18 protein-coding genes and 1 rRNA gene are annotated in these 24528 nt (G+C 59.8%); 12 read left to right on the plus strand and 7 right to left on the minus strand.

The genetic code is table 11. The features are described 5' to 3' along the window. Together KGB20_RS00005 and rrf are read left to right on the plus strand one after the other, a co-directional pair. A partial coding sequence (locus KGB20_RS00005) for an AMP-binding enzyme (protein WP_223531589.1) occupies positions 1–623 on the plus strand: 623 nt, incomplete at its 5' end. 524 nt (positions 624–1147) lie between these two features. After that, positions 1148–1263: ribosomal RNA gene (gene rrf / locus KGB20_RS00010) — 5S ribosomal RNA — on the plus strand. A 243-nt stretch (positions 1264–1506) separates the two neighbouring features. Here rrf and KGB20_RS00015 read toward each other — a convergent pair. The 4 genes from KGB20_RS00015 to phbB form a co-directional block, all read right to left on the minus strand. Next, a complete protein-coding gene (locus KGB20_RS00015) occupies positions 1507–1773 on the minus strand; it encodes a hypothetical protein (RefSeq protein WP_223531591.1) in 267 nt (88 codons plus the stop codon). 607 nt (positions 1774–2380) lie between these two features. Beyond that, on the minus strand, positions 2381–4084 hold the full coding sequence (phaC, locus tag KGB20_RS00025; protein ID WP_223531593.1) for a class I poly(R)-hydroxyalkanoic acid synthase: 1704 nt from the start codon (positions 4082–4084) through the stop codon (positions 2381–2383). A gap of 160 nt (positions 4085–4244) precedes the next feature. Next, positions 4245–5423, minus strand: a complete 1179-nt coding sequence (locus KGB20_RS00030; RefSeq protein WP_223531595.1) for an acetyl-CoA C-acetyltransferase — start codon at positions 5421–5423, stop codon at positions 4245–4247. Between the two features lie 64 nt (positions 5424–5487). Continuing rightward, a complete protein-coding gene (gene phbB / locus KGB20_RS00035; protein WP_223531597.1) occupies positions 5488–6234 on the minus strand; it encodes an acetoacetyl-CoA reductase in 747 nt (248 codons plus the stop codon). A gap of 270 nt (positions 6235–6504) precedes the next feature. On the opposite strand from phbB, the gene KGB20_RS00040 reads away from it, so the two are divergent. Continuing rightward, the gene (locus tag KGB20_RS00040; protein WP_317850876.1) at positions 6505–7620 is read left to right on the plus strand and encodes an AraC family transcriptional regulator; all 1116 of its coding nucleotides are present in this window, start codon (positions 6505–6507) and stop codon (positions 7618–7620) included. Positions 7621–7634: 14 nt separating this feature from the next. Here KGB20_RS00040 and KGB20_RS00045 read toward each other — a convergent pair whose 3' ends face one another. Next, entirely contained in the window at positions 7635–10076 is a 2442-nt protein-coding gene (locus KGB20_RS00045) for a DUF3141 domain-containing protein (RefSeq protein WP_223531601.1), read from the minus strand. Between the two features lie 252 nt (positions 10077–10328). Between KGB20_RS00045 and phaP the strand changes: the two genes are divergently transcribed. Continuing rightward, positions 10329–10892 carry a TIGR01841 family phasin gene (gene phaP / locus KGB20_RS00050; RefSeq protein WP_223531603.1) on the plus strand — a complete coding sequence of 188 codons (564 nt, stop codon included), beginning with the start codon at positions 10329–10331 and terminating at the stop codon, positions 10890–10892. Positions 10893–10926: 34 nt separating this feature from the next. Here phaP and phaR read toward each other — a convergent pair whose 3' ends face one another. Beyond that, the gene (gene phaR, locus KGB20_RS00055) at positions 10927–11460 is read right to left on the minus strand and encodes a polyhydroxyalkanoate synthesis repressor PhaR (protein WP_223531605.1); all 534 of its coding nucleotides are present in this window, start codon (positions 11458–11460) and stop codon (positions 10927–10929) included. Between the two features lie 578 nt (positions 11461–12038). Here phaR and KGB20_RS00060 point away from each other — a divergent pair. The 8 genes from KGB20_RS00060 to KGB20_RS00095 all read left to right on the plus strand — a co-directional run bounded on the left by KGB20_RS00060 (position 12039) and on the right by KGB20_RS00095 (position 22649). Further along, positions 12039–13349, plus strand: a complete 1311-nt coding sequence (locus tag KGB20_RS00060) for an MFS transporter (RefSeq protein WP_223531608.1) — start codon at positions 12039–12041, stop codon at positions 13347–13349. A gap of 25 nt (positions 13350–13374) precedes the next feature. Beyond that, positions 13375–14604, plus strand: a complete 1230-nt coding sequence (locus KGB20_RS00065; protein WP_223531610.1) for a Zn-dependent hydrolase — start codon at positions 13375–13377, stop codon at positions 14602–14604. Positions 14605–14724: 120 nt separating this feature from the next. Further along, positions 14725–15750, plus strand: coding sequence for a histone deacetylase family protein (locus KGB20_RS00070; protein ID WP_223531612.1), 1026 nt, complete (start codon positions 14725–14727; stop codon positions 15748–15750). 221 nt (positions 15751–15971) lie between these two features. Beyond that, positions 15972–17876 (plus strand): sigma-54-dependent Fis family transcriptional regulator, encoded by a 1905-nt coding sequence (locus KGB20_RS00075; protein ID WP_154861499.1) that lies wholly within the window; start codon positions 15972–15974, stop codon positions 17874–17876. Then, positions 17876–19594: an ABC transporter ATP-binding protein gene (locus tag KGB20_RS00080; RefSeq protein ID WP_223531614.1), complete on the plus strand. Its 1719-nt coding sequence runs from the start codon at positions 17876–17878 to the stop codon at positions 19592–19594. The genes KGB20_RS00075 and KGB20_RS00080 overlap by 1 nt, the downstream gene beginning before the upstream one ends. Continuing rightward, positions 19584–20261, plus strand: coding sequence for a S8 family serine peptidase (locus KGB20_RS00085; RefSeq protein WP_102671066.1), 678 nt, complete (start codon positions 19584–19586; stop codon positions 20259–20261). The genes KGB20_RS00080 and KGB20_RS00085 overlap by 11 nt, the downstream gene beginning before the upstream one ends. After that, the gene (locus tag KGB20_RS00090) at positions 20258–21556 is read left to right on the plus strand and encodes an NAD(P)/FAD-dependent oxidoreductase (RefSeq protein ID WP_223531616.1); all 1299 of its coding nucleotides are present in this window, start codon (positions 20258–20260) and stop codon (positions 21554–21556) included. The genes KGB20_RS00085 and KGB20_RS00090 overlap by 4 nt, the downstream gene beginning before the upstream one ends. Positions 21557–21650: 94 nt before the next feature. Continuing rightward, entirely contained in the window at positions 21651–22649 is a 999-nt protein-coding gene (locus tag KGB20_RS00095) for an acyltransferase family protein (protein ID WP_223531618.1), read from the plus strand. Positions 22650–22752: 103 nt separating this feature from the next. On the opposite strand, the gene KGB20_RS00100 is transcribed toward KGB20_RS00095, so the two are convergent. After that, complete coding sequence (locus KGB20_RS00100) at positions 22753–24243, minus strand: aldehyde dehydrogenase family protein (RefSeq protein ID WP_057713922.1); 1491 nt, start codon at positions 24241–24243, stop codon at positions 22753–22755. Positions 24244–24528 lie beyond the last annotated feature (285 nt).

A 24528-nucleotide genomic window follows, 5' to 3' on the forward strand; every position in this document is an offset into this window, starting at 1 on the left:
TACCGGCCCTGGTGGACAACCTGGGCAACATCGTCGAAGGCGAGGCCGAGGGCAACCTGGTGATTCTCGATTCGTGGCCAGGCCAGGCGCGTACGCTGTTTGGCGACCATGACCGCTTCGTCGACACTTACTTCAAGACCTTCCGTGGCATGTACTTCACCGGTGACGGCGCCCGTCGCGATGCCGATGGTTACTACTGGATCACCGGTCGCGTGGACGACGTGCTCAACGTGTCCGGCCACCGCATGGGCACCGCCGAGATCGAAAGCGCGATGGTCGCGCACCCGAAAGTCGCCGAAGCGGCGGTGGTCGGTGTGCCGCACGACATCAAGGGGCAGGGCATTTATGTCTACGTCACCCTTAAGAACGGTGAGGAGCCGAACGAGCAGCTGCGCCTGGAGCTGAAAAACTGGGTGCGCAAGGAGATCGGTCCGATAGCTTCACCGGATGTGATCCAGTGGGCGCCGGGGCTGCCGAAGACTCGTTCGGGCAAGATCATGCGCCGGATTCTGCGCAAGATTGCGACTGCTGAGTACGAGGGGTTGGGCGATATTTCGACCCTGGCCGATCCGGGTGTGGTGCAGCATCTGATCGACACCCACAAAACCATGAGCGCTTCATAAACTACAAAAAAGCCATGTCGAGCATGAAGTTTCGTCCGGTCATTTACCGGGAGGAGCTTCTTTGCCGATTGCTGCCTGTCGCGAAGGGCCGCAGTCAACTGTGGACACTCAGAATGATGCGAAGAGGCGATTAACCTTTGGACGAACCAGAACGATCCAGGGGGGAGTTAAAGGCGACGTAGAAATGATCTGACAATCGATTTCGTAACATCGCTTGTGTCTGAGTCATGAAACGTGTTCAGAGAATGCCAAATGCACTCGATGATCTCGTTTTGAGGCGTAGCGTTTTCGGCATCTGGGACAGAGGCTTCAAAAACATGGTGGCGTGTGTTGCCTGCATCGAAGTCAAAAATGTACAGGAGCTGATCAACATGCAATTTGCCTGCTCTTGGCTAAAAAGCCGAAATAAGCACCAGATTGCGGTGTGTGAAGACGCAATGAACCGAAAGTTCGAGAAACACACAAATCTATCGCATACCCATTCGCTGGAGCGTTGCACAAGCAACGAACCGGTTACCGAATTTCTTGACGACCATAGAGCGTTGGAACCACCTGATCCCACCCCGAACTCAGCAGTGAAACGATGCATCGCCGATGGTAGTGTGGGGTTTCCCCATGTGAGAGTAGGTCATCGTCAAGCTTAAATTCCGAAACCCCTATCTGCGCATACAGGTAGGGGGGTGTTTGTCCTCGAAAAAGTATCCGGAGACTGGTACGGAGTACCCGCTGGGTTTGCGCTAGCTGTTGATTGCTCCTTGCCCGTCTTTCCATTGAAAATCACGGGCCCTTATCAGCATGGAGAGATTATGCGACTGTATTATCGTGATCTTCTTCTTGGGAGTGGAGTATTAGGCGGATCACAGGTGGCGATCCGCGAGAATGCTTACTCTGGCATTGTCCAGGATTGTAGCTTGTAGCCCTCCTGGCTCAACTCGGCTCGCACCTCTTCCAGCAGGCTTTCCAGCTGCGCCGGGTCGGAATAGGCACTGCTTGGAATCTGTTTGCGACAAATACGAGTGTTGGCCCGGTCGATGACGGTCAGGCTCAGTTCGCCATTACCGTCTTGCGGAGCCCAGGCGACGCATTGAAAAGGTTCGAATGCGTGGCCGGCAATCAAAAGTGCTTCGTTGATACGGAGCGGGGTGTTCATGGGGCGTCTCTCCTTGTATCCAAACAAATGATGTGCCGTCGGGTGGGCTTGCCGGTCGGCTGTTTATTAGTAGGGAGGCGGGTCACACGTAGTAATAATTTTGTTTAAACTTTATTTCATTCACAAAAATTAACCCGCGATTGTGAAAGTTGAATGGACGGTAGTAATTCGTTAGGGAAGCTCTGAAAAAGACTCCTGGATTTGGTGAGATTGTTGGCGCTGATTGAAAACTCACACACCCTGCCGATTGAAATTTGACCCAGGGCGGAGTGCTGATTGTGCAGCAGCAATTGTGGATAAACTTAGCAGCGTGCCGATCACATGAGCCGCGGAAGACCTGCTGCATGCAGTCATGCAGCAGGGAATTTCCACAACTACAGTCAAAATAGCTGGTCTTCCTCCGTACCAACCTCGTCCTTGCGCTTACGTTTGCGTGATTTGATCTTCGTCTGTGCAATCAAACTGCTGTGCTGCGGGCGGTACGACTCGTTGTCCGTTTCCGATCAGTCCTGTTTCGGCACAATCCACAATATCTCGACGCTGCCGTCATCCAGGAAGTCGAGAGTCACGTATCAGAAAGTGTCGCGCTCTGGCCCACAGCAATCTTTCATTGTTTTACATAACTGCCTGGCGCCGGTTCCAGAGGCGGGAATTTGTCATTCCCTGTGTGCGCAACCGCCGGTTGGCGCTCGCCGGAGTGTCCCTCCAGCCAGCTGAACCAATCATTCCACCAGCTACCGGGTTGCTGCTCAGCATTCTTGAACCAGGTCTCCGGGTTTTTCGTGACCCGATTATTGGTCCAGTAATGGCGCTTCTGCTTGGCTGGTGGATTGATGACGCCGGCGATATGCCCTGAAGCTCCCAATACAAAACGCTTGGCCCCGGAGAGCAGGTTGGTGCTGGCGTAGGCGCTTTTCCAGGGCACGATGTGATCGTCATGGGTGGCGAGGATGTAAGCGGGAGCGTCAATTGCACGCAAATCCAGCTTGACCCCGCAGCATTCCAGCTCGCCTGATTTCAAATCGTTTTGCAGATAGGTGTGGCGCAGGTACCAGCAGTACATCGGGCCCGGAAGGTTGGTGCTGTCGTTATTCCAGTACAGCAGATCAAGCGGAATCGGCTTTTGCCCCTTAAGGTATTTGTCGACGTTGTAGTTCCACCACAATTCGTTGGGGCGCAGCAGGGAGAAGGTATTGCCCATGTCCTCGCCACGAAACAGACCGATGGGACCATTTATGCCGCCGATTGTGCGCTCGCGGTAGGCCACCAGTTCTTCGTCGACGAAGACGTCGATGGGGCCGGTATCGAGGTAATCAAGGAACGTGGTGAACAGGCTCACGCTGGCGATCTCTCTGTCGCCACGTGCAGCCAGTACGGCCAGTGCAGTGCTCAACAGGGTGCCGCCGATGCAGAAACCCACGCAATTGAGTCGCTGCTGGCCACTGATCTTGCGGGTCACTTGCAGGGCGTCGATCACCCCGTGCTCAATCAGGTCATCCCAGGTGGTGCCAGCGTGTTCCTGGTCAAAGTTGCGCCAGGACATCAGGAATACGGGATGTCCCTTTTCCAGCAGGTGGCGGACCATCGAGTTGTCCGGACGCAGATCAAGGATGTAGTACTTGTTGATCGAAGGTGGTACGACGAATACCGGGTGCCGGTACTGGGTTTCGCTTTGCGGGTAGTACTGAATCAGCTGGAACAGGTGATTCTCGAAGACGATTTCGCCAGGGGTGCTGGCCAGATCGACGCCAACCTTGAAGGCGTCTCTATCACACTGACGCATTTTGCCTTCGTTCATGTCGCTGACCAGATGCTGCATACCTGTGAGCAGGCTGGCACCTTGAGTCTCGACCACACGCTGGAGCGCGTCAGGGTTACTGACCAGAAAATTGCTCGGCGCACTGACGGCAATGGCTTGCTCGACCAGATAGCGCAGGCGTTGGCGCGGTTTCTTTTCGTCGATCAGCAGTTTGTCGAGCAGTTTCAGGAGAAAGCTGGAGTTGAGCAGGTAAAACGCAGCGAGGGAGCCGAAAAGTGGATCACTCCAGTTGCCGCTGGCAAAGCGTCGATCATCGAAACTGAAGGCTTGGCCGGTCAGCAGTTTTTGGCCAAGTTGGCCCCATTCAACCTGGTAGTCCGCTTGCAGGCTGTCCAGGGTTTCGCGAGGCAGATCGAACCAGCTGCCGTGCTCATGCCCGGAAAACCAGGGATTAGTGCTGACCCACAGGCGCAATTGTTGCACTGCAAAGGAGGCGATGAACGGAACCTGTCCTGACCAATAGGTTTGGAATGTATGCGCGTTGTTGTCCATAAAGATCCTTGCCCATACCGATGAGCCGGGCAGAAAAAAGCCGCGCTATGCCGGATTCCGGCGTAGCGACGGCAGGGATGCGGGCAACGTTGTCTGATGCCAGCCTGATGCGCGGAGCAAGGGTCCCAAGTCCGCGCATTGGCTAATCGGATGACGTTGGTTAGCGCTCGATAGCCAGGCCGACGCCTTGTCCGCCTCCGATACACAAGGTGGCCAGCCCTTTCTTGCCATCGCGACGGATCAGTTCGTGCACCAGCGACACCAGAATCCGTGCCCCCGACGCGCCGATCGGATGGCCAAGGGCGATCGCGCCGCCGTTGACGTTGACTTTACTGGTGTCCCAGCCCATCTCTTTGCCAACCGCCAGCGCCTGGGCGGCGAAGGCTTCGTTGGCTTCGATCAGGTCCAGGTCCTCGACGTTCCAGCCGGCCTTTTGCAGGGTCAGGCGTGTAGCCGGGACCGGGCCAATGCCCATGATCGACGGGTCCACACCGGCGCTGGCATAGGCTTTGATCCGTGCCAGTACCGGAAGGCCCAGCGCTTGTGCTTTAGCGGCGCTGGCCAGCAACAGCACGGCAGCACCATCGTTGAGGGTCGAAGCGTTGCCGGCGGTCACGCTGCCGTCTTTCTGGAATGCCGGTTTGAGTTTCGCCAAGGCTTGCGCGGTACTGTCGACACGCGGCTGTTCGTCGGTGTCGAAGGCCAGGGGTTCACCCTTGCGTTGAGGGATCAGGATCGGCGTGATTTCGCTCTGGAAGCGCCCGCCCTCAATGGCGGCGGCGGCCTTCTGTTGCGAGGCGGCAGCGAAGGCATCCTGTGCTTCACGAGAGATCTCGTACTTCTGCGCCAGATTCTCGGCGGTGATACCCATGTGGTAGTCGTTGAAGGCGTCCCACAGGCCATCCTGGATCATGCTGTCTTGCAGTTGCGCATGGCCCATACGCAGACCGGTACGTGCCTTGGGCAGAACATAGGGAGCCAGACTCATATTTTCCTGACCGCCAGCGATCACCAGTTCCGCGTCGCCGCAACGGATTGCCTGGACGGCGAGATGGACCGCCTTGAGACCGGAGCCGCAGACCTTGTTCAAGGTCAGGGCAGGTGTGGTGTTTGGCAAGCCGGCCTTGATCGCTGTCTGGCGTGCCGGGTTTTGTCCAGCGCCGGCAGTGAGTACCTGGCCCAGAATCACTTCATCAATCTGAGCAGCATCGAGACCCGTCTGCTCCAGCAAGTTGCGAATCACTGCGGCACCCAGCTCGGTCGCGGGAATTGCAGACAAAGAACCCTGGAAACTGCCAATGGCGGTACGAGTAGCGGCAACGATTACGACTTCGTTCATGCGTGACCTCAAGGAAAAGACAAAATTCGTCGAGCAAACCAGGGCATTCAGGCCCTGGTCAGGGTTACTGCATGTTCATGCCGCCGTTTACCGAGAAGTCGGCACCGGTGCTGTAGGCGGACTCATCGGATGCCAGCCAGGCCACGATCGAGGCGATCTCTTCCGGTAGGCCAAGGCGACCAACCGGTATTCCCGCGATCATGCCTTCGAGAATGTCCGGGCGAATGGCCCCGGTCATGGCGGTCTGGATGTAGCCTGGAGATACGGTATTGACGGTCACGCCCTTGCCGGAGACTTCCCGGGCGAGTGCCATGGTGAAGCCATGGATGCCTGCCTTGGCGGCGGAGTAGTTGGTCTGACCGAACTGCCCACGTTGACCGTTGATGGAGGAGATATTAATGATCCGCCCCCAGCCTTTGGACAACATGCCTTCAATGACCTGCTTGGTGGTGTTGAACAAGCCCGTCAGGTTGGTCCCGATCACGCTGTTCCAGTCTTCCGGGGTGAGCTTGCGAAACGACGCGTCACGAGTGATGCCGGCGTTGTTGACCAGCACATCGATCGGGCCGAATTGTTCACGAGCCATCTCGAAAGCCTTGCGGGTCGTCTCCCAATCGGTGACGTCACCATAGATGAACTCGAACTCATAACCCGCCTCACGCTGGCTGGCAGCCCAGTCGTTCTTGCGGCTGGAATCAGAGCTGCAGCCGACGATTACCTTGAAGCCTTCCTTGTATAGACGTTGGCTGATTGCCGTACCGATACCGCCCATACCACCCGTTACCAAAGCAATACGACTACGCGATTCCATACATCTACTCCGTTTTTTGCGCTGCAGGAGAGAAGATTGTTCGATATCGACGGGTCGTGCGGAAGTGTTTGAAGGTGACGATTTCCTGTCCATCGGTGCCACGCGGGTGTTCTGGCCTGATGGCAAAAAAATGAGGAGTAACCCTACTTGGATCAATTCTTAGAACTGAATGGGTAGTTAATATTCTTGAAACATTATTGAAATATGTTCAACGCATGTCAGTATCGGCTCCGGACAGGACGTTCGGTTCCACAGGTCAATGAGGACGCCATGTATAGAATGAGTTCAGGTTATGCCAGCATGCTGGCGAATACGTTTTTGGCCCAAGGACTGGACCTTGCCGGTCTGTGCCAGGAGGCGGGACTGGATGTCGAGTTCGTGAATAAACCAGGAGCATTCTGTGAGCGAAGCGTTATCTATCGTCTTTGGGACCTGGCTGCTCAGGCTTCGGATGATCTGAATATCGGTTTGAAGGCCTACGGGGAATTCCATCCCAGTAGTTTTCAGATCGTGGGCTACACCATGATGTCCAGTTCGAACCTGAAAAGGGCGCTTGAACGTCTGGTTCGTTTCAGCCCGTTGATCGGTACCGGATTCAGCCTTTTCCTTGTCCAGGAGCAACAGCATTACCGACTGGCCAGCCTCGATCATCAGCAACCTGGCTCGGTCAAACCCCGGCAATATACGGATGCAGCCTTGGCTTCGCTGCTGGGTTTCTGCCATTGGCTGGCCGGTGGCAAGTCACCGCAACCTTTGAGTGTGGAGTTCACTTATCCCGAACCCGAAGACACGTCGGAGCATCAGCGGCTTTTTGGCTGTCCGCTGAGTTTCGGGGCGGCGTATGACAGCATCCTGTTCGATGGCCAGGAGCTTCTGAGTCCTTTGAGCATGGCCAACGAGGCGTTGGCCACACTCCATGACAGTTTTGCCGTGGCTCAATTGGACCTGTTGTCCGGTGGCTCTATCATTGGCAGGATTCGCTCGCTGATTACCGAGCGCTTGAGCCTGGGGCAAGGCCAAGGGCCGTGTGATATGGAATCGATTGCGGCGGCACTGAACATCAGCAAGCGAACGCTTCAACGAGGCCTTGAGAAGGATGGCACGCAATTCAAGGACGTCCTGAACGATGTGCGCCGGCAGATGGCTGACTTCTATTTGCGCCATTCTCATTTCAACATGAAGCATGTGACTTGCCTGCTCGGCTTCCATGATCACAGCAGCTTCCATAAGGCATGCATCCGTTGGTTCGGTATGACCCCCGGTCAGTATCGAACCGACGAGTTGTCGCCTGTGGTCGAAGAAGTCGCGCCGGTTCGACCCATGAACCCCGTCGGTCTGTACAGAGATCATAAGGTCACAGGCTTCGCCGAACGGATACACCGCTAATCCCTTGTGAAGGTTTATTGAGGTTTGGGGCCTTTTGTCTTTCTGCTCGCTTTGCGCTTCGGGGCTTTAACTACGATGGCGGGAGCGGGCGTCGGTGTGATCTGCGGCGTCAGCGTTGCTGCAAGCGGAGATGGCTCCGCAGGGGTGTCCTGCTGCGGGATGACAACTGTTTCACTGGGCGGTTGGGTCAGGCTAAAGCCCGGCAGGGGGACCTCGAGCAGTGCGTGGAGTTCACGCCAGAATTCGCCTTTTGCTCCAGTTGTCGCTAGCAGTTCAGGTATCAATTGCCCAACGGCTGTCAGGACCTGTTGGCGCTCCTTTGCCTCTGGTAGCAACAAGGGCAGGGTGCGCAAGCTTTCTTGCGGGTGGGCAAAAACCAGCAGGTTCTGCAAGCGGATGGCCTCGCGCAGGGCCGTGGGCTCATTGCTGTAATCCTGGACCAGCAGATGCACCTGCTGGATCAATTTTTCGATGCTTTCCTTGCCCGCCTTGTCGCTGTCGCGGCCCAGCAAAAACAGAATCCTCACCAACGCTTCCAGGGGGCCACCATGGGGTAGCGAATCCTGCAGGCGTTCGATCAGGGCCTGGTCCTGCCGGTCGGCATGTGCCTGGAGATTTCGCGCAGGCTTGTTGCCGGTGAGGGCATTCAGTGCGCCATAAATCCCGTAAAAACACAGCTCCTGAGTGGCATCACGCGCATCACGGTACGCATTCAGGGTGTCTTGCATCTGGTTGGAGAACAGTTCCTGCCAGGCCAGCAACGGGTTGTCTTTGCATGCGGGACGACGATCACTGCTGACTTTGGATAGGCTCCCGGTTAACCACCACAGCGCCGGATTCAGGCTGCTCCATAGCAATTGCTGCTGATGGAAGGGGTGCGTCCTGCGCATCAATTCGGCAATGGGCTCGTTGACCATCGGACGCAGCCACGGACGTATGAACCCGTCGTAAAACGCGCTGTTGATTTCAGAGATGCGCTCTACCAAAGAGAATTCGCGATCGTCATCACGGGCCGGCTCGATGTCATCATGGATATCGGCGATTCGCCTTGATTCGAATTGCACTCGGTATTGCACGTTACTGCTGCCTGAAGAGGCCGGCAGATCGTCAATCAGCATTTCATACAGCCCTGCCGGCAGCGCACTGATGGCTTCGACCGCGCCCAGCAACCCCCGGTGTTCACGCCGCGCCACCTTGCCGGAGACAAAAATGCCTAAATGGCCGATGCTGGCGTGCCGAAGGTAGACGATGGTACGTCCTGCCTCATGCAAAGCGAGATCGCTGGGATAGACATCGGCGATCCAGTTCAATGCCTGCTGGGGAGGGGTGATGTTGTCGCCGTAGGAGCAGAACACCACCACCGGTACTTCGATCCGTTTCAGGTCAATACCGCTGCTCTTGCGGTCGAGCCCGCCGGACAATTGGTTGCCGATGAAAAGATCATCGACAATCATCTCGATCTCTTCGCCATTGAGCAGAGTCGGGCTGCCCCACCAGCGTTCGAAGTCGAGGAAGCGCGCAGCCTCGCTGTCGACCTGGCTGAACAACTGGTAGTACTTTCCCCAATAGGTGTTGGCCGGGTCCAGGTTTTCGAAATTGCTGACTAGCCAGCTACCGTCAAAACGGCCATTGCCCAAGTCGCTGCCCAGGCGAGCCAACCAGCCGCCACCCAGCAGGCCACCGGTATAGCGCATCGGATTGCGTCCATTGACACCGGCCCAGTATGACAGGGGGGCACCATTGATAATGATCAACCCCGGCAGTTCCGGTCGTGTTGCCGCCAGTCCCATCAAGGCCCAGCCGGCTTGGCAGTTACCGATGATGATCGGCTTGCTGTTCGCCGGGTGAAGGGCGCCGACGACTTCGATGAACCGGGCCTGGGCTTCGGCGATATGGGCCAGGGTTTGCCCAGGCTGTGGTGAGTGACTGAAAGAGATGAAATAGGTGGGGTGGCCGGCTCTGAGGCTTTCACCTAATACCGAATCCTGTTTGAAGCCGCCGATTCCCGAGCCGTGGCCGCCGCGTGGGTCAATGATGACCACCGGCTGGGCGTTGCTGTCGATTTCTTGCTCTGGGCCGGGGAGGATTCGCAGCAGTGAATAGTTAACCGGGTGTGGGAGCTCGGGGCCTGCGATCAGGGTTTCATGATCGAACTTGAGCAGCAGCGGATACCCGGCGCGTTCATGGGCCAGCGTATTGTCGCCGCGCTGGCGCAGGGTGTCCCAAAACAACAGGCAGCGTTGGCCGAGGTCCGTGACATATTCCTGCCATTCAGCGGGCGTAGGTTGTCTGAGTTGACCCCGCTTCAGAGGCGCGAGGGTTTTTTCCTGGCGCTGGTGAAAAGCAAAAAGGAAGTTCAGCGTATTGAGGCGCTGCAGATGACTCAGGTGTTCGAACAGGCCGCGTTGAGAGGAAAGTCTGTCATATTGCGATGCAATAATATCTTCCTGGCCCATGGTGATCTCCTGGTTTTATGCATGAGAAGCAGCTCGCCTGCATCTCATCATCAAAGAGAGCTTGGCCGGCCGTTTGCCTTTCAGGAGTCTATAGCGAATAGCGGCGGGAGGTAAAAGATTTTTGTGCGATGCACAAAAAAACATTGCCAAACGAATTTGTGCGCTGCAATATCAAGGCTAGCGCGATGACCGGCAGGATCGCTATCGCGTCCTCAGGCCCACGTCGGCCTTTCAGAATCAGGAGATTCAAGCATGTCTTTTTTCAACTTGGAAAAATTGCAAGACGCTCAGAAAGCCAACCTAGACCTCCTGCAGCAAATCAGCGGCAAAATCTTCTCCAGTGTTGAACAGCTCAGCCAATTGCAGTTCAAGACCCTGCAGGCCTCCACCGAGGAGCAGTTCGACGGTTTTCGCAAACTGCTGGCGGTACGTGATCCGCAAGGGTTCGCTGAGCTCCAGGCTTCTTTCACCCAGCCTAATGTGCAAGCCGAACGCCTGGCTGAGTTCAATCGTCAAGTACACGCGCTGATTGTTGGCACCCAATCGGAAATTGCCCAACTGACCACGCGTCAGGTCGAGGCGGGCACCAAGCAGGTGCAAGAGTTCGTTGAAGAGATCAGCAAGAATGCACCGGCTGGCTCCGAGTCTGTTGTGGCCGGATTCAAGTCATCGCTGGCGAATGCCAGTACCGTTTTTGAAAGTGCACAGAAAGCCGTAAAACAGGCTGCTGACGTTGCCCAGAGCGGTTTTGGCGCAGCGACCGCCGCAGCCGGCAAAACCGCTCCTGGTGCCAAGGCTACAAGCGATAGCAAATAAGTCGGATTAGAACGGTTACATGATGGCGATGGGTTTATTCCCCATCGTCATTTTTTTTTGGCCCGCCCCCGGCCCCCGGCTTGCCTGCTGGCATGGCGCCGAACAGGCCGAAGAGGTTCTGAGTGTTCATGTAGAGGGCTTTTGACTGGTCGACATACTGGCGCATCAAATCCTGCATGACCGGTGCTTGCTGGTGCATGAATGCGCTCCAGGCTTCAGAGGACTGAGCGCCGGTCTGGGACTGGATGTCGATGACCGTCTGGATGCTTTTATCCAGGTAGCTGCCGAGGACACTCTGGTAGGGACCGTAGAACTGGATAATCCCCATGAGCATCTCACTGGAGAATATCGGCTCACCGCCACTTTCGGCTTCCAGAATGACCTGCAGTAAAATACTTCGGGTCAGATCCTCGCCAGTCTTGGCGTCGACCACCTCGAACGGGATTCTATCGACGACCAATTGGCGTATATCCGCAAGGGTCAAATGACTGCTGGTGTGCGTGTCATACAGACGGCGATTCGGGTACTTCTTGATCAGACGGGTGGTGTTCCGACTGTTATCTGTCATGCGGGGCTACTCACAGCGAGCCTGAATTGCAGGCATCTTATCCTACTCTGATCACTGCCACTCCAATGCCTCTGTTTCGCAGCCATCTGCGGGTAACCGCGCCCAACCAATTTCCATGCCTTCCAATTGATCGCTTGGACGACTGTGGCTCATGCAGTCCTATCGAATAGAAAAGTCGTTAGCCTGGGGGGCAAGCGGGAGTCATGCATTTCAATCGCATGTGCTCTTTGGGAATCAGGCATCTGATTTATGAGCGAGCCGATGGTTAGCTTCGGCCCGTGCCATCTCGCTGGTAAAGAGGCCTTCCGCTGTAAACCCGGACGGTTTGCAGTTTAGGTGGCGACAGCTCATTTCAATTTCTGGTGAATTGGTTTTTTTCTGCTGAACGCCTACGGCACGTCGCGTTCGGCTGTTGCTGCTGCCCTCAATTATAAGTTGCCGTAATACTTCGAATAATAAATAGAAAATTGACTAATCATGGCCCGGGAACGAAAAATCATCCCCAGACCAGCGCCGCCAGAGCGCCGCGGATTTGCCGTTTCTCTCCTGCCAGAAAAATAACCAAAGGAGCCCGACCCATGAAGCCTCAAGCTTCGTCCCAGCCGCGCCGTGCGGCCGCCGCTGCCTTCATTGGCACCATGATCGAGTGGTACGACTTTTACATCTACGCCACCGCCGCCGCGCTGGTATTCGGTGCGCTGTTCTTCCCTTCGGACGACAAGCTGTTCAGCACCATGGCCGCTTTCGGCACCTTCGCCGTGGGTTTCTTTGCGCGGCCGTTGGGCGGGATTGTCTTCGGTCATATCGGTGACCGCATCGGCCGCAAGAAGTCGCTGATCATCACCTTGTTGATGATGGGCGTGGTCACGGTGTGCATCGGCTTGCTGCCGACTTACGCGCAAATCGGCGCCGCTGCCCCGGTGCTGCTGATTCTGTTGCGCATCGTCCAGGGCATTGCCGTGGGTGGCGAGTGGGGCGGGGCGGTGCTGATGGCCGGCGAGCATGCGCCGAAAGGCCGGCGCAATTTCTTCGCCTCGTTTGCGCAACTGGGCAGCCCGGCGGGTTTGATCCTGTCGCTGCTGGCCTTCAGCGCCGTCACCCGTCTGCCGGAAGAAGACCTGATGAGCTGGGGCTGGCGCCTGCCGTTCCTCGCCAGTTCGCTGTTGCTGCTGGTGGGCCTGGCGATTCGCCTGGGGGTCAATGAGTCGCCGGAGTTTCTCGCCAGCCGCGAATTGGCGAGCAAAAACAAACGCAAGGAGCAGGCGCCGGTCATGGAAGTGCTGCGCACCGCGTGGCGTCCATTGTTGCTGTGCATCGGCGCCAACACCCTGGGGATCGCCGGGGTGTATTTCACCAACACCTTCATGATCGCCTACACCACTCAGCAACTGGAACTGCCGCGCTCGCTGATCCTTGAGTGTCTGTTTGTCGTCGCGATCATCCAGTTCTGCATTCAACCGCTGGCGGCCTGGGTCGCCGAGAAGATTGGCGCCACCCGCTTCCTGTGCCTGGTGTCGCTGCTGGCGATGGCTTCGCCGTACCCGATGTTCGTGCTGGTCAGTTCGGCCCAGGCGCCGCTGATCATCCTCGGCATTGCGTTGGCGGTGGTGTGCATGGCGTCGTTCTACGCGGTGATCGCCGGCTACGTCAGCGGCATGTTCGAGCCCCGTGTGCGCTACACCGCGATCTCTCTGGCGTACCAGATTTGCGGCGCTGTGGCCGGTGGCCTGACGCCACTGATCGGCACGTTGCTGGCACACCGGTTCGTCGGCCAGTGGTGGCCGATGGCGGTGTTCTACAGCCTGATCGCCGCGACTTCGCTGCTGTGTGTGCTGTCCCTTGCCCGTCGCCATGCCAGCGCTGAACGCCTGGAACTGGCCAAGGCCTGACCCCTGAATTTTCCTGGAGAAACACATGTTGAAGATCAATGGCGAACGCCTCTGGGCGAGTCTGATGGCGATGGCCGAAATCGGCGCCACCGCCCGTGGCGGCAGCTGCCGCCTGGCCCTGAGCGACGAGGACAAGGCCGGTCGGGAACTCTTTGCCCACTGGTGCCGCGAAGCCGGCATGACCCTGAGCGTGGATGCCATCGGCAACCTGTTTGCCCGCCGCGCCGGCACCGATCCTGATGCCGCGCCGGTGATGATGGGCAGCCACCTCGACACCCAGCCCGAAGGCGGGCGTTTCGATGGCGTGTACGGCGTGCTCGCCGGCCTGGAAGTGGTGCGCTGCCTGAACGATCTGGGCATTCAGACTCGCAAGCCGCTGGAAGTGGCGGTGTGGACCAACGAAGAAGGCGCACGCTTCACCCCGGCCATGTTCGGCTCGGCGGTGTTCACCGGGATCATGGATCTGGACGCTGCGCTGGCGGTGCGCGATATCGATGGGATCAGCGTCGCCGAGGCGCTGCAACGTACCGGTTATGCCGGCGAGCGCCCGCTCGGCGGCGCGGTGGATGCGTACTTTGAAGCCCACATCGAGCAAGGGCCGATCCTCGAAGACAACGCCAAGAGCATCGGCGTCGTCAGTGGCGGCCAGGCGATTCGCTGGCTCGACGTACGGATCGAAGGCATGGCGGCCCACGCCGGCACCACGCCTATGCCGCTGCGCAAGGACGCCTTGTACGGCGGGGCGCAGATGATCCAGGCCATCGAAGGCCTGGCGGCGGACTTCGCCCCCGAAGGCCTGACCACGGTCGGTGAATTGAGCATCAACAAATCGTCGCGCAACACCATTCCGGGGCTGGTGAACTTCACCGTCGACCTGCGTCATCACCGTGATGAAACCATCGAGACCATGGAACAACAGGTCCGTGCGCGGCTTCAGGCGATTGCCGGCGCTCGCGGTTTGAAACTGGCGATCACCCCGCACTGGATCAGCCCGGCGACGCCGTTCGACGTGGACTGCGTGGCGGCGGTGCAACAGGCCGTGGACACCCTGGGCTACGCTCAACAATCGATTGTCAGCGGCGCCGGACATGATGCGATCCACCTGGCGCGGTACTGCCCGACAGCCATGGTGTTCATCCCGTGCGTGGGCGGCCTGAGCCATAACGAAGCGGAAGATGTGCTGCCCGAGGATGTGCGCCAGGGCACCGATGTGTTGCTCAATGCCGTGTTGGCCCGCGCAGTAATCGTTGAATAAACACAATTCCCATGTGGGAGCGAGCCAGCTCGCGATTGCGGTGGATCAATCGCCATCAATATTGAATGTGCTGACCTCATCGCGAGCAGGCTCGCTCCCACACTGACAGGTACTCATTCCATGCGCAGTTTTTTCCACCCCGAACAATTGCTCCACCACCCACGCAGCTACTACTCCCGTGGCCAGATGCGTACGCCGCAGGAAGTGCCGGAGCGTGCGCAGCGCCTGGTGCAGGCGTCTCACGCTTTGGGTTTTGCCGTTGAGCAACCGGCCGATGCCGGGCTCGATCCGCTGCTGGCGGTGCACGGCGCACCGTACCTGAGGTTTTTGCAGGAAGCCCATCAGCGCTGGAAAGAGATTCCCGAGGATTGGGGCGACGAGGTGATGTCGAACATCTTTGTCCGCGAACCCAATGCCCTGCGCGGAATTCTCGCGCAAGCGGCGCGCTATCTGGCCGATGGCAGTTGCCCGGTGGGCGAGCAGACCTGGCGTTCGGCCTACTGGTCGGCGCAAAGCGCCATCGCCGGTGCCCGGGCTTTGCTCGATGGCGAGCCGGCAGCCTATGCCCTGTGCCGGCCACCGGGTCACCACGCCCGGGCCGAAGCGGCGGGTGGTTTCTGTTATGTGAACAACGCGGCGGTGGCGGCGCAGGTATTGCGCGCCGGTTATTCGCGGGTAGCGGTGCTGGATACCGACATGCACCACGGTCAGGGTATTCAGGAGATTTTCTACGACCGCGATGACGTGCTCTACGTGTCGGTGCACGGCGATCCGACCAACTTCTATCCGGGCGTCGCAGGTTTTGCCGAAGAGCGTGGTGTCGGTGCGGGCGAGGGTTTCAACCTCAACCTGCCGATGGCCCATGGCGCGAGCGAGGCGGTTTTTCTCGGGCAATTGGAAGTAGCGCTGAAGGCGGTGAAGGACTTCGGCGCCGAGGTGCTGGTGCTGTCCCTGGGCTTCGATATTTTCGAGCTGGACCCGCAAAGTAAAGTAGCGGTGACCCGCGAAGGGTTTGCCCTGCTCGGTGAGCGGATTCGCAGTCTGGGGTTGCCGTGCCTGATTGTGCAGGAGGGCGGGTATCACCTGGAGAGCCTGGAGGATAATGCCCAGGCGTTTTTTGTGAATGCCGAGGTGTGGCAGCTCTGAGTTGTGGCGAGGGGGCTTGCCCCCGTAGGGCTGCGCAGCAGCCCCAAAATTCGCGACCTTATAGTCCCGCAAATACGACGTTCGTCGGTTTACGACTGCTGCGCAGCCGAACGGGGGCAAGCCCCCTCGCCACAGGACTTGCCATAGCCCTGACGTTAACGTAAAGATTGCGGCAGGGCGCCGACGTATGAAGGCGCAGGGTGGATGACCCGGAGCGCTTGATGACGCCAATAAAAACAAACTCCCCCAAACTGCATCGCGAAGCCCGGCTGGCTCGGGAAAAGTTGCACCTGGAAGGCGAAGTGCCGGATGGCGTCCTGCGTGCGGAAATCGATGCCTCGTGGCGACGCAGCCTCAGCCATGGCGTGCATTTCAATGCCAAGCATGAGCTGGCGCTGGAATCGAGTGCCAGCCTCGATGTGTTGCTGTCCAGCAACCGTTTGCTGATCGACGCCGCGTTGCCGGCCATCGATTACCTGGCCGAGCGTCAGGGCAAGGAAGGGCTGATCATCCTCGCCAACTCCGACGCCACCATCCTCGCCGTCGAAGGCCGCGCCGACCGTCTCAAGGGCAGCGGCCTGCAGGACATCACCCTCGGCACCTGCTGGAGCGAAGCGGTTCGCGGCACCAACGCCCTGGGCACGGCACTGGTGGAAGCCCGGCCGACCCTGATCGATTGTGGCGAACATTATCTGGATCGCCTCAGTGATTTTTCCTGCACTTCGGTGCCGATCCATTGTCCCCAGGGCGACATTCTCGGCGTTCTCGACCTGACCCGAGAAGGCCCCCTCGGCCGTGCCCACGACAGCACTGCGCTGCTGGCCATGGCGGTCAGCCAGATCGAAAGCCGAGTGTTCAACGCCAGTTATCCGGACGAAATCGTCCTGGCCTTCCACAGCCGCAGGCAATATCTGGAATCCCCGTGGCAAGGCCTGCTGGCCGTGAGCCTCGGCGGGCAGATCCTGGCGGTCAGCGCCCAGGCCTGCCAGTTGCTCCACGCCGAGCGCTCGGCCCTGATCGGTCGGCGCTGCGAAGAGTTTCTCGGAGTCGACGGCCTGCAATTGTTGGCGCGTCTGCATCAGGGTGGAGCCGGCAGCCTGCAAACCGCCAAGGGTGAATTCTTCTACAAGACCCTGCGCGCGCCGCAGCGCTCGATCAACGTCAGCAGCCCGCCGCGCACAGTCGCGAAACCGGCCAAGGCGCAACCGGACCTGGAAGCGCTCGCCGGCAGCAATACGCGCTACGCCCGTGCCTTGCGCATGGCCCGCCAAGGCCTGGCCAATGAACTGCCGGTCCTGTTACTGGGCGAAACCGGCACCGGTAAAGAGGTGATCGCCCGTGCCCTGCACATGGCCGGAGCGCGCTGCGACAAACCCTTCGTGGCGGTGAACTGCGCGGCCATTCCCGAAGGCCTGATCGAGTCCGAACTGTTCGGCTATCGCGAAGGCGCGTTCACCGGTTCACGCCGGGGCGGCATGGTCGGGCGCTTGCAGCAGGCCCACGGCGGCACCTTGTTCCTCGATGAAATCGGCGACATGCCTTTGGCTTTGCAGGCCCGGTTGTTGCGGGTGTTGCAGGATCGCAAGGTCGCGCCCCTGGGTGCAGGCGAAGAGCAGGACATCGACGTCGCGCTGATCTGCGCCACCCACCGCGACCTCAAGCGTCTGGTGGAAGAAAAACACTTTCGCGAGGATCTGTTCTACCGGGTCAATGGCATCAGCGTGATGCTTCCGGCCCTGCGCGAGCGCGAAGATTTCGGCGCGCTCGTCACTCGCATGCTGACGACATTGGGCGCACCCGCCGTGGTCCTGCACGATGATCTCGATCGCTTGCTCAACGGTTATCAGTGGCCGGGCAACATCCGCCAATTGGAGATGGTCCTGCGCACCGCGCTGGCCATGCGCGAACCGGGCGAAACCGTGCTGACCCTCGACCACTTGCCCGACAGCATGCTCGACGAGTTGACCACCAGCGAACGGCCCCAGGCCGGCAGCATCCGGGAAAACGAACTGGATCTGATCCGTCAGTCCCTGGACACGCACCAGGGCAATGTCTCGGCCGCCGCCGACGCACTGGGCATCAGCCGCGCGACGCTTTATCGCAAGCTCAAACAGTTGCGTTCGTGATGCAGCGCTTGATCGTTCGGCTGATCGACAGCCAGAACCCCGAGGCTCTGCAAGCGGCATTGCGTTGGCTGTACAGCTTCGTGCGACCCCATCGCCTGGCGATTGCCGGGCTGCTGGGTTTGTCGGTCTGCGCCTCGGCGCTGGTGCTGGTGCAGCCGTGGCTGACCAAACTGCTGATCGACGATGGCCTGTTGGCGCGCAATTTCCCGATGCTGGTAATGATCGCCGGGCTGATGATCGTTGCCGGGTTGCTGGGCACGGCGCTTTCGGGCATCAACCGCTACCTGCACACGCGACTGTCCGGGCGCATGCTGTTTGCCCTGCGCGATGACCTGTACCGGCATTTGCAAACCCTGTCACCGAGCTTTTACGGCCAGCGGCGTATCGGCGACCTGATGTCGCGCCTCGATGGCGATGTCGCGGAAATCCAGCGGTTCGCCGTGGACTCGCTGTTCTCGGCCGTGTCCAGCGTGATCGGCCTGGTGGTCGCGGTAGCGATGCTGCTGACCCTGTCCTGGAAACTCTCGCTGCTGGCCCTGGTGCTGATTCCCCTCGACGTGCTCTGGCTGCGCTGGATGCGGCGCAAGGTCGAGCGCGATGTGCGGCAGTTGCGCGAGCGTTCGGCGGACATGTCGTCGTTCATGGTCGAGACGTTGCCGGTGATGAAATTCATCCAGTCCGCCGGCCAGCAACAGCGCGAAGCGCGGCGCCTCGAGACGCTGGGGCAGGGCTACATGAGCCAGTTGCTGCGCCTGCAAGTCACCGAATTTTTCACCCAGGCCGTGCCCGGTACCCTGACCTCGCTGTCCCGGGCCTGCGCATTTCTGATTGGCGGTTACTGGGTGGTGCAGGGCACCTGGCAGCTCGGCGCCCTGATTGCGTTTTCCACTTACCTGGGCATGGCCGTGGGACCGGTGCAGAGCCTGCTCGGGCTCTACGTCGCGATCCAGCGGATGACCGTCAGCCTCGGTCGGGTCATGGAGTTGCGCGGCGAACAACCGACGGTGTTGACGCCCGCCACGCCAAGGGCAATGCCCACTGGCGGCGATCTCTGGTTCGACAACGTGCACTTCGCCCATCCCGGCCGCCTATCGACCCTGCGCGGTATCGAGGCGCGGATTCCCTACGGTATGAAAGTGGCCCTCAGCGGCGGCTCGGGCGTGGGCAAGTCCACCCTGATCGACCTGCTGCAACGTCATCACGATCCGCAATCGGGCCGGGTACTGCTGGGCGACGTCGATCTGCGCGAGCTGGATCTGTTCCAGTTGCGTCGGCGCATCGCCATCGTCAGCCAGGACATCGTGCTGTTTCGCGGCAGCCTCGCCGACAACCTGGCCTACGCAGCACCGGACGCCACCCGCGAGGCGATTGCCGACGTGGCGCGACTGGCGCAACTCGACAGCCTGATCGAGTTGTTGCCCGAAGGTCTCGACAGCCCGTTGGGCGAGCGGGGCCAGCAGTTGTCCGGTGGGCAGAAACAACGCATCGCGATTGCTCGGGCGCTGTTGCAGGACCCACTGATCCTGGTGCTCGATGAAGCCACTTCCGCGGTGGATGAAGCCACCGAGCGCGAAGTCATCGACGCCATCGACCGCCTGTTTGCCGGGCGTACGCGCATCCTGATCAGCCATCGCCCCTCAACCCTGGCCGACGCCGACCTGCGCTTCGAATTGCTCGACGGCGTACTGACCTCGAAAACGGTGCTGCATGAAACCTGAGTTGCGCATTGGTGTGGTGGACAGCGGTCACTCGGCGGCACAACGGGTGCAAGTAATCACCGGTCGACGCTTTTCATTGCTCGAAGACGGCCTGGCCGAGGGCGACTTGCGCGAAGACCCGCTGGGGCATGGCAGTGCGGTGATCGAGGCCATCGGCCGGCGTGCACCCTCGGCGCTGTTTTGCGTGGCTCAGGTGTTCGACCAGCGGGGTGTCACCAGCGCCTTGCAGATCGCCACGGCGATTGACTGGCTGCTGACGCAGGACGTGCGACTGATCAATTTGAGCCTTGGCCTGCGCCAGGATCGCAGCCTGTTGCGCGCGGCCTGCGCGGCGGCGGTGGCGCAGGGCGTGCTGCTGTGTGCGTCGAGCCCGGCCCAAGGGGAAGGGGTGTTTCCGGCGAACTATCCGCAGGTGTTGCGGGTGACCGGCGATGCGCGGTGCGCCGAGCAGGAATGGTCGTGGCTCAACAGCGCCCAGGCGGATTTCGCCGCGTGTGTGCATGGCACGTACCCGGGGCAATCCGGGGCGAGCCTCGGTTGTGCTGCCTTGAGTGGACACATCGCCGGGTTCCTCGTCGAACAGCCTGGTGCCAGCAATGAGCAAGTCATCGAGTGGTTGCGCGAGCATGCCCGTTATCGTGGCCCTGAACGGCGCTTTGGGCCGTGAACGACATCGTCATTCTTGGCGCCGGACCGGCCGGCGCCGCTGTCGCGCTGGGTTTGAAGCGGCTGGGCCATGGCGTCACGCTGATCAGCGAATGGCGCCGGTTCGCGGCGCTCGAAGGCGTGTCCGTGCGGGTTCTGGAAGCCTTGCGCAGTGCGGGCCTGCACCAGGCGTTGGCGGAGGCGACGCTGCCTTCTCAACGCCAGGTGAACTGGAATGGCCAGCAGCATGCGCAGAACATCGAATACTTGCTCGACCGTCCGGTGTTTGACCGAGGCCTGCGTGAGGATTTGCGCCTGGCGGGGGTCGAGTTGATCGAAGGCCGGGTGCTGACGGTTCAGTCATCGACCAATGGGTACCGAATCGAAATCGACGGCCGCGAACCGCTGCTCGCGCCGTTTCTCGTAGAGGCCCGTGGACGTCAGGCCCCCACTATCGGCAAAGGCTTGCGTGGCCCCGAGACCGTCAGCTTGCTCAATCGCTGGCAGGGTTCGTCGGGCAGCACCGCCAGCGCCGTGGAAAGCCTTGAGGACGGCTGGGCATGGATGGCGCGGCGCGCCGACGGCCAGTGTTACTGGCAATGGACGGTGGATGTGGCCAGTGCCGGGTTGCCGGGCAAGGCTATGTTGCTCGATTACTGCCGACAGCGGCGCGAGGGTTCGCGGCTGGCCACTGCATTTTTTGCTGGCGAAGCGCAAAGCGATCTACAACTGCACGCCCGCAGCAGCACGGCGATTCTGAGCCCGCAGGTGTGTGGCGATAACTGGATTCGGGTCGGCGATGCGGCAATGGCGGTGGACCCATTGTCGGGCAACGGGATCTTTCAGTCCTTGTCTTCGGCGTTGCAGGCGCCCGCGGTGATCAACACGCTGCTGTGCAAACCCGAACGAGCGGCTCTGGCCCAGCGTTTCCACCAGCAGCGGGTGGAGCAGTTGTTTTTGCGGTTTGCGCGGATCGGCCGGGATTTTTATGCCGATGAGCAACGCTGGCCGGACCAGCCGTTCTGGCAGGCACGGCGGAGCTGGCCGGATGCCGAGGTGGCCCATGCCGAGGCGGATTTCAATGCGCTGAGGATTGAGCGGGCGCCGGTATTGCGTGATGGGCTGGTCGATGAAGCCGAGGTGGTGATCACGGCGGATCAACCGCTGGGTATATGGCATGTGCATGGGGTTGAGGTGGCGGCGTTGGTGCAGAGGTTAAGGCAGGGAGAGCCGGCGGATCAGGTATTGGCCGGGCTGACGGTGGAGCAGGGGCGGATGGTTCGCAGCTGGTTGCTGGGCCAGGGTTTCAAACCCTGAATGAAGAACGTCCGGATACGGCGAAAAAGCCTGTTCTCCCAGCGCAAAGCATCGTAATTTACGCGCCATAATGACAAGGAATGTTGGGGTGTAAGTGGGAGTCTATCGTCTGCTATTGGCCGTTCTGGTGGCCGTTTCTCATATGGGCAAGACGTTCATGGGGCTAAACCCCGGCGTGATTGCCGTGATTTCTTTCCTGATCATCAGCGGTTTCGTGATGACCTCGCTGATCGAACGCAACTACAAGACGCCGGAGAAAGTCGGCCTGTTCTACCTGGACCGCGCCCTGCGGCTCTATCCTCAATTTCTGTTCTACTTCGTGGTTTCCTGTGCGGTGATCTATTTCCTGCTGCCCGGCACGCCTCAAGCCGCCGAGCTGACGCTGCGCAACATCGCCGCAAGCCTGGCTATCGTGCCACTCGGCTTCTACATGTTCGGCGCGGCGGGATCGTGGATCTTGCCGCCGGCCTGGTCTTTGGGGCTTGAGATGTGCTTCTACCTGATGATCCCTTTCCTGATCATCTATAGGGCGCGGGGCGTTGCGTTTGCTCTATCCGTCGTTGTCTTCATGGCCGCGTGCCTGGGTTTCATCAACACCGACCTGTACGGCTACCGTCTATTGCCGGGTGTGCTGTTCATGTTCCTGTGCGGCAGCTACCTGTACAAAGCGCAGCCGAAGGATCTGGCGATCGCTGCCGGCACCACCGTGGTGGCGGCCCTGATGTTTGCGGCCATCATGGCGGGATGGATAGAGCGCCGACCGTTCAATGCCGAAGTGACCGCCGGCATAGCGCTGGGCGTGCCCGCCGTGTACCTGCTGACAAAGCTCAGGTTTCACCGGATTGACGAATTCCTCGGCAATATCAGCTATGGCGTGTTCCTGAATCACTATGTGGTGATGTACTTCCTGCACGCTGTCTGGTCGGTTGCCTACGATGGGGCCGTTGTTGCAACAGTGCTGGCCTTGTCGTTGCTGCTCAGCGGCGTTTCGTACTACTGCGTCGAACGGCCGGCCCTGAAGCTTCGTCACGCGCTTCGGGCCGGCGCAAAATATGGGGTGGGTCATCCGCAGGGCCGCGAAACAGCGGCGTAGTGGCTGGGGGGGCGCCTTCGCGGGCAAGCCCGCTCCCACAGGGGAACGCATTCCAATGTGGGAGCGGGCTTGCTCGCGAAGGCGGCCTGAAGAACGCTACGAATCACAACTTGATCAGCACCGACTTCAACTCGGTGTAATGCTCGATCGCCGCATACCCCATCTCACGCCCGACCCCGGACATCTTGTAGCCTCCGAACGGCAGCGCCGGGTCCAGGGCGCTGTGGCAGTTGACCCACACCGAGCCTGACTTGATGCGCGGAATCATCCGGTGCACCGCCGCCAGGTCATTGGACCAGATGCTCGCGCCCAATCCATACGGACTGTCATTGGCCATGCGCAGGGCATCAGCTTCGTCATCGAACGGGATGGCCACCAGCACCGGGCCGAAGATTTCTTCCTGCACCAGTGAGTGCTTCTGATCGACGTCGACAATTACCGTTGGCTTGACGAAGAACCCCGGGCCGAACTGCTCGCCACCGCAGGCGATGGTCGCGCCGCTTTCCCGACCCTTTTCGATGTACCCGTAGACGCGCTCCTGCTGGCGCGCCGAGATCAAGGGCCCCATGTCGACGCTTGGGTCCAGGCCGTTGCCGAGTTTCATGGCGTTGGCAATGTCGCTGATGTCCGCCACCACATTGTCGAAGTGCTTGCGCTGCACATACAGCCGCGAGCCTGCGCAGCAGACCTGGCCCTGGTTGAAGAAAATCGCGCTGGCAGCCCCGGCCGCGGCGGTTTTCAGGTCGGCGTCGGCCATGACGATGGTCGGTGATTTACCGCCTAGCTCCAGGGTGACCCGGGTCATGGAATCCATGGCGATCTTGCCGATCTGCTTGCCGACGGCGGTGGAGCCGGTGAAGGTCAGCTTGTCCACCAGCGGGTTGTGGGTCAAGGCAGAACCTGCGGTGATGCCGGTGCCGGTGACCACGTTGAATACGCCTTCGGGATACCCGGCTTCCAGCACCAGCTCGGCGAGTTTCAGGGCGGTCAGCGGGGTTTCGTCGGCGGGTTTGAGCACCACGGTACAACCGGTGGCCAGGGCCGGGCCGAGTTTCCAGCAGGCCAGCAACAGCGGGAAGTTCCAGGCAACGATGGCACCGACCACGCCCACCGCTTCACGTCGAATAAAACTGTGGAACTGGTCGTTGGGCATCAGCGGTGCCGACACGTCAACCGTAGAACCTTCGATCTTGGTCGCCCAACCGGCCATGTAGCGCAGGAAGTCGATGGCCAGTTGCACGTCCATCACCTGGGCCACCGCCGCGCTTTTACCGTTGTTCAGGCATTCCAGTTGCGCCAGCAGTTCGGCGTCGCGCTGCATCAGGTCGGCGAGTTTCCACAGCAGGTTCTGCCGCTCCCGGGGACGGGTGCGGGTCCAGGCCGAATCGTCGAACGCCTGGCGGGCGGCGAGCACCGCACGGTCGACATCTTCCGGTGTTGCCCGTGGCACCACGCACAGCACCTCACCGGTGGCCGGGTTGTGCAGGGGCATGGTCTGGCCGTCGGCGGCCTCGACCCAGTCACCGCCGATGAGCATGCGAGGGGCGCGCTGGATGAATGCCGAAGTGGCGGGAAGCAGGTTTGGGAGCGACATTGGCGAGGCCTCTTGTTGTTCGTGAGAACCGGGCTTTCGCAATGCCTGTGCCAGTTGTGTTTTTTCGGCCCGAAGGCCCGATCTACTGGGGTGACAGATATTTTCCGGGTCACCGTGAGATCGATAAACGTCGCAAATTGCGACGACGTGAGACGTCCCGAACACAACACCCTGTAGGAGCGAGCCTGCTCGCGATGGACGAAAGAGCACCACGTTTAGCCTGTAAGCACGCGATATCGTTAACGACCATCGCGAGCAGGCTCGCTCCTACAGAAAACTATGCTT

It is taken from the genome of Pseudomonas sp. BF-R-30, assembly GCF_019956175.1.
GTDB classification, from domain to species: Bacteria; Pseudomonadota; Gammaproteobacteria; order Pseudomonadales; family Pseudomonadaceae; genus Aquipseudomonas; species Aquipseudomonas jessenii.

Coding starts and splice junctions, on each gene's coding strand:
- KGB20_RS00045 (WP_223531601.1), bottom strand. CDS start 10,076: ATGGGCCAGGAAGATATTATTGCATCGCAATATGACAGACTTTCCTCT.
- KGB20_RS00075 (WP_154861499.1), top strand. CDS start 15,972: ATGACGCCAATAAAAACAAACTCCCCCAAACTGCATCGCGAAGCCCGG.
- phaC (WP_223531593.1), bottom strand. CDS start 4,084: ATGGACAACAACGCGCATACATTCCAAACCTATTGGTCAGGACAGGTT.
- phaR (WP_223531605.1), bottom strand. CDS start 11,460: ATGACAGATAACAGTCGGAACACCACCCGTCTGATCAAGAAGTACCCG.
- phaP (WP_223531603.1), top strand. CDS start 10,329: ATGTCTTTTTTCAACTTGGAAAAATTGCAAGACGCTCAGAAAGCCAAC.
- KGB20_RS00100 (WP_057713922.1), bottom strand. CDS start 24,243: ATGTCGCTCCCAAACCTGCTTCCCGCCACTTCGGCATTCATCCAGCGC.
- KGB20_RS00070 (WP_223531612.1), top strand. CDS start 14,725: ATGCGCAGTTTTTTCCACCCCGAACAATTGCTCCACCACCCACGCAGC.
- KGB20_RS00085 (WP_102671066.1), top strand. CDS start 19,584: ATGAAACCTGAGTTGCGCATTGGTGTGGTGGACAGCGGTCACTCGGCG.
- KGB20_RS00060 (WP_223531608.1), top strand. CDS start 12,039: ATGAAGCCTCAAGCTTCGTCCCAGCCGCGCCGTGCGGCCGCCGCTGCC.
- KGB20_RS00065 (WP_223531610.1), top strand. CDS start 13,375: ATGTTGAAGATCAATGGCGAACGCCTCTGGGCGAGTCTGATGGCGATG.
- KGB20_RS00030 (WP_223531595.1), bottom strand. CDS start 5,423: ATGAACGAAGTCGTAATCGTTGCCGCTACTCGTACCGCCATTGGCAGT.
- phbB (WP_223531597.1), bottom strand. CDS start 6,234: ATGGAATCGCGTAGTCGTATTGCTTTGGTAACGGGTGGTATGGGCGGT.
- KGB20_RS00080 (WP_223531614.1), top strand. CDS start 17,876: ATGCAGCGCTTGATCGTTCGGCTGATCGACAGCCAGAACCCCGAGGCT.
- KGB20_RS00040 (WP_317850876.1), top strand. CDS start 6,505: ATGTATAGAATGAGTTCAGGTTATGCCAGCATGCTGGCGAATACGTTT.
- KGB20_RS00015 (WP_223531591.1), bottom strand. CDS start 1,773: ATGAACACCCCGCTCCGTATCAACGAAGCACTTTTGATTGCCGGCCAC.